Here is a 4,527-nt window from a genome sequence, read left to right as displayed (position 1 = left end):
TCAGTCCGACTGCTGCGCCTTTTCCGGTAACTATCAACTTGAGTCCAACCCGGAAAGACACGACGAAGCGCCACTGGCAGCAGCCACTGGTAACTGATTTAGAGGAGTTAGTCTTGAAGTTATGCGCCAGTTAAGGCTAAACTAAACGAACAGTTTTGGTGACTGCGCTCCTCTAACTAGCCAGTTACCTCGGTTCAAAAACCTGCAAGTTATTTGAACCTCTGAAAAAACCGCCCTGCAAGGCGGTTTTTCTTTTTAGATAGTACGCTGACCTTCTTCTGAACTCAACAGATCACCATCTTCAATTTGCACTCCACTAACTCGAGTGAATAAATTTTGATGTCCAAAAAAATCCAACAACATCAACGGAAATGAGCTTAAAGTAGAAACTACCTTATTCGGTAAAATAAACTTTTCCCTCTGAGATGAAAACACATCTTGCTGATTAAAATAAGATGTAGGGAATATCATGTCGCCTTTAATAATGAAGTTGGCTTTTACGCAGTGAACTCTTATAATTGAATTCCAAGTGACGAGGTCATACAAACTGAAATGAATCAATGACTTATGTGCGTACTCGGAAATGTATTTCTTAAACCCAGAGCAATCACAAATATTCACTGAGTGATTGCAAAATTCTTCAATTGCATCTATATTAGACAGGCACTTTATAGATTCAACCATTGGGTAACTAATAAAAAGCTTACCATTTTCTGTCTCTTCATTAAAAAAATCAAGCAACTCAATAATTTTATCATCATTTGCAGCTGGTGAGTGGCCATCATAATCAAAAAACAAAAAAAGCTGTGAAAATGAATCTCTCGTATAATCGTTTAACTCAGGATTTCTCTCCTTAATTATAGCAAAAACATCAAGATCTTCATCTTCACTTAGCATTTTATAAAGAGCGTATATATCAGTTTTAAAAGATGAAAAAACAATCCTCTTATCGTTTTTTATATAAAATTTTAAAAGACTATCTGTGATAGTCTTTTCTGTTTTATCGCCCTCAAAAATGAAAAGTATACACTCAGTCATTAAATGCACCTGCTTTATACATTTTCTCTATATTATGAGCCTCCCTTAGTTCCTTATCTGTTTTTTCGAATATAGCCTCAATGCCTTTATGATCCATAATAAAGTAACAGTCTGGACGAAGAAGTTCATTGGTAATAACATTTGTATTGTGCGTTGTTAGTAAAACCTGGGCGCCTACAGATTTCATTTTCTTAACCATAAGCATGGATAAAGCATGATGATAAAAAGCATCAAACTCATCAACAAAGATGAAAGAAACACATTTTTCATCGATGAACCTTTGCATCCAATAGTAAAACAAAGCCAGTGACTTAGTCCCTGTAGATGCTATACCATAGAAAGGTATTTTTTTGTCACCAAAATCAAACCCAATATCCTCAACAATACCATCATTTCCCTGTGTTTTAATAACGCAAAGCTTACAAGAAACGCCAGCCTCATTCAAAAACCTTTCAAAATCAACAAGATTACCCCTCTCTACGATATCTGGGGTAATAAAGTGACTACCAACTTCAAGGCCCAAATAGCTATTCGAATCTAGCGATCTAAAATAAAGCATCTTATCTACATAAGTTATGAAGTTAAAGAAAAGATCTTTTTCCAATCCATCTTTAAGAATTGAGTTATTTTTTATATAATTAATTATAGATATATTTGACTCCGATATATCGGTGTTTAAAGTTTCAGTTCCATACAATGAAAAATAAGCATTAGAATCTTTTTCTCTATCAAATCTAGCTACAACCTTATCATTTATAACAAGCTCCTCATAAATAAACTCTTTGATACTTCTTTTTCCATATGAATATGTTATAAAATCATCGCCGAATTTGAAGTAATATTTAAACTTAGCAATCCCAGAAACATTAACTGCATTAATATAATTACTATACATGTTTTTATTAATATTAAAATCAGTTAAATGCCCTACAATATCGAACAAAGCAAGGCCAAGATTGCTCTTTCCAATACCATTCCTCCCGTAAATCATTCCTTTTTTTACCACACCATTAAAGATGCAATCCTGATTAAACTCATAATTTTTTTTGTGAGTAAGATCTAGCGTCAGCTTTTCTGAAAAACCTTTAAAACCCTCAACCTCAAATCTGTATATCATGATATTCTCCAATAAAGTAGCGTAGAACTATATCATGGCACCGTAAAAAAATTACACCAAATAAAAAGCATTGATTTTATCTATCACATAAATTAGTATTGTAACTGAAGGCTCTAGCAGTCCTATGAAGTGCCGCATTAGTGCTGCATTTTATAGGTGTCAGTTCCTAAAACTGACGGAGACTGGAGAGTATGAAATGAAACGTAAAAGCGTTTTTGTGCATGCCTACCGTCGCTTTCGCTATGGCGAGTGGGAAGACGTTTGCTGTCACTACCGCTCAATGCCTAGCTAAACGACATGGCTGACCGCGAAGAGCCTTCACCCCCCCCTTAACTAAACTTTCCAGTAAAGATGTAAAAATCAATAACCAATACTCACGCGAATCTCAACGGCATACTTATCTGTGTTTTTCTTGAACACCTATGAGTTTTTGTTTCAATCACAGTTTTGTTACGATTGCCATTTAACATAAAGCTATAATTGTACGCACCGCTAAAACGGCCTCAGGACGTTTCTGACGGGAAACCGGTAAAACAGGCAACAAACCACCCGAAAACCCGCCAGAAACGCGCAGGCTCTGTTTTTACGGCATGCATGAGTATGCGCGCAAGTGCATAGCGCGGAAATTCACGCCATTCAGCCAGGGTAAGTCCTGTTTCCGGCGTTCTTCTGATCCGAAAACGGTGAACGGGGACGCAATTTATTGCGTGGCCGTGAGGCGTTGCCGGCGCAGCCGGAAAACCGGTTTTCAGCACGTTCAGGAATCGGGTTCGTCGACGGCCGGCAATCACGTTATGGCAAGTCGCCGGACGACTCACCACACGATTCACCGGCGATTCGAATCGTGAATTGAATCAAGAGTCACCATGAACAAAAAACGCCCAAATTGATGAATTGAATCAAGAGTCGATTCATCATAACAACATGATAATAAAGCGTGATTCACATATGAATCGTGGGCAATTCGTAAACGATTCGCCATAGAGTCGTCCACGACTTGGATCTGCACTTTGTAACACATCACTGCACATTAATTTTCCATTAACCAATTGTTTTAAATAAGGAATCTGCAAAATTTTAATTTTGCGTAGTGTGTGGGTATTTTTAGTCGTGAGGAGCGTTCAGAGATCTGGCGATTTTTGGGAAGGTTCAGGAACTCCCTGGGATGGCCGGAGAAGAAAACTCAAGCATGGCAGGATCAGGATTTTTTCCAGAATTTCCACCATGGCGCCGGAGATTCAGTTAATTTTACCTGGTGATTTTCAAGAAGGAGCATGGCCTGTTTCAGGCTGTCAATGTGCGAATCCTTGGACAAAAGTAAGGTGTTCAGGTGTTCAATCTCCTGTTTCAGATGACGAATCACCTGTTCACTCTGGTCAGCAGAGGCTGTATCACGCTGTTCAGAGACCTGTACAGAATGGTGTTCACCCTTCGGTTGTTCAAAGGGACCAAAGACACGTAAAAGCTCTGAAGTATCTACCATTTTTGCATTGCGTTCACCGCTACAGGTGGACAGGTCACCTGCTTTAATTAACCTGTGCAGTGTCGTTCTACTCTTACCCGTCAGTCGGGCAGCCTCACTAATAGACACTCTGGCCATCAGTTACCATCCTGTAATGCATCCAGTCTCGAGGACAGTGTACGGAAAAGATGCTCCGCATCATCGTGGAGTTTCTCACAAAGGTCGGCTTCGACATCGAGATCAAGCTCGTTAAGCTTCTCCAGCAGGAGCAGAGACTGATTCTGGATGAATTTAGCCATGTTCAGCGCTGTTTTCTGTTGTTTCGTCATAAGAGGCCTCAGAGCGTCAGTGCTCAGTGTAGGGATGTTCTCTTTTCCGCTTCCTCGCTCACTCAGTCGCTATGCTCCTGCCGTTCGGCTGCGGCGAGCGGCAGGGGCATGCGTATAAAAGCTCGAGAAAACCGAGCGGTCGCGTAACGGGGAAAAGGAAAGGCCGCAAGGCGGCCCTTTTTTCCATAGGCTCCGCCCCCCTGACAAGCATCACAGAATCTGACGCTCAAATCAGTGGTGGCGAAACCCGACAGGACTATAAAGATACCAGGCGTTTCCCCCTGGTGGCTCCCTCGTGCGCTCTCCTGTTCCTGCCTTTCGGTTTACCGGTGTCATTCCGCTGTTATGGCCGCGTTTATCTCATTCCACGCCTGACACTCAGTTCCGGGTAGGCAGTTCGCTCCAAGCTGGACTGTATGCACGAACCCCCCGTTCAGTCCGACTGCTGCGCCTTTTCCGGTAACTATCAACTTGAGTCCAACCCGGAAAGACACGACGAAGCGCCACTGGCAGCAGCCACTGGTAACTGATTTAGAGGAGTTAGTCTTGAAGTTATGCGCCAGTTAAGGCTAAACTAAACG

The 4,527-nt window shown here is 41.2% G+C and carries 4 protein-coding genes; all 4 read right to left on the bottom strand.

Annotated features, from left to right (window positions below):
• Window positions 1-255: 255 nt before the first annotated feature.
• Entirely contained in the window at window positions 256-1,038 is a 783-nt protein-coding gene (locus tag ELS83_RS21380; protein ID WP_128319234.1) for a hypothetical protein, read from the bottom strand.
• The gene (locus tag ELS83_RS21375; protein WP_104897464.1) at window positions 1,031-2,155 is read right to left on the bottom strand and encodes an AAA family ATPase; all 1,125 of its coding nucleotides are present in this window, start codon (window positions 2,153-2,155) and stop codon (window positions 1,031-1,033) included. The genes ELS83_RS21380 and ELS83_RS21375 overlap by 8 nt, the downstream gene beginning before the upstream one ends.
• A 1,198-nt stretch (window positions 2,156-3,353) precedes the next feature.
• A complete protein-coding gene (locus tag ELS83_RS21370) occupies window positions 3,354-3,755 on the bottom strand; it encodes a helix-turn-helix domain-containing protein (protein WP_065806296.1) in 402 nt (133 codons plus the stop codon).
• Entirely contained in the window at window positions 3,755-3,946 is a 192-nt protein-coding gene (locus ELS83_RS21365) for a Rop family plasmid primer RNA-binding protein (protein ID WP_004187666.1), read from the bottom strand. The genes ELS83_RS21370 and ELS83_RS21365 overlap by 1 nt, the downstream gene beginning before the upstream one ends.
• Window positions 3,947-4,527: the final 581 nt, after the last annotated feature.

This window comes from Marinifilum caeruleilacunae (assembly GCF_013141825.1).
GTDB lineage: Bacteria > Bacteroidota > Bacteroidia > Bacteroidales > Marinifilaceae > Marinifilum > Marinifilum caeruleilacunae.
Note: the sequence above shows the minus strand (reverse complement) of the source record. Positions and strands in the feature narration are given on the sequence as shown.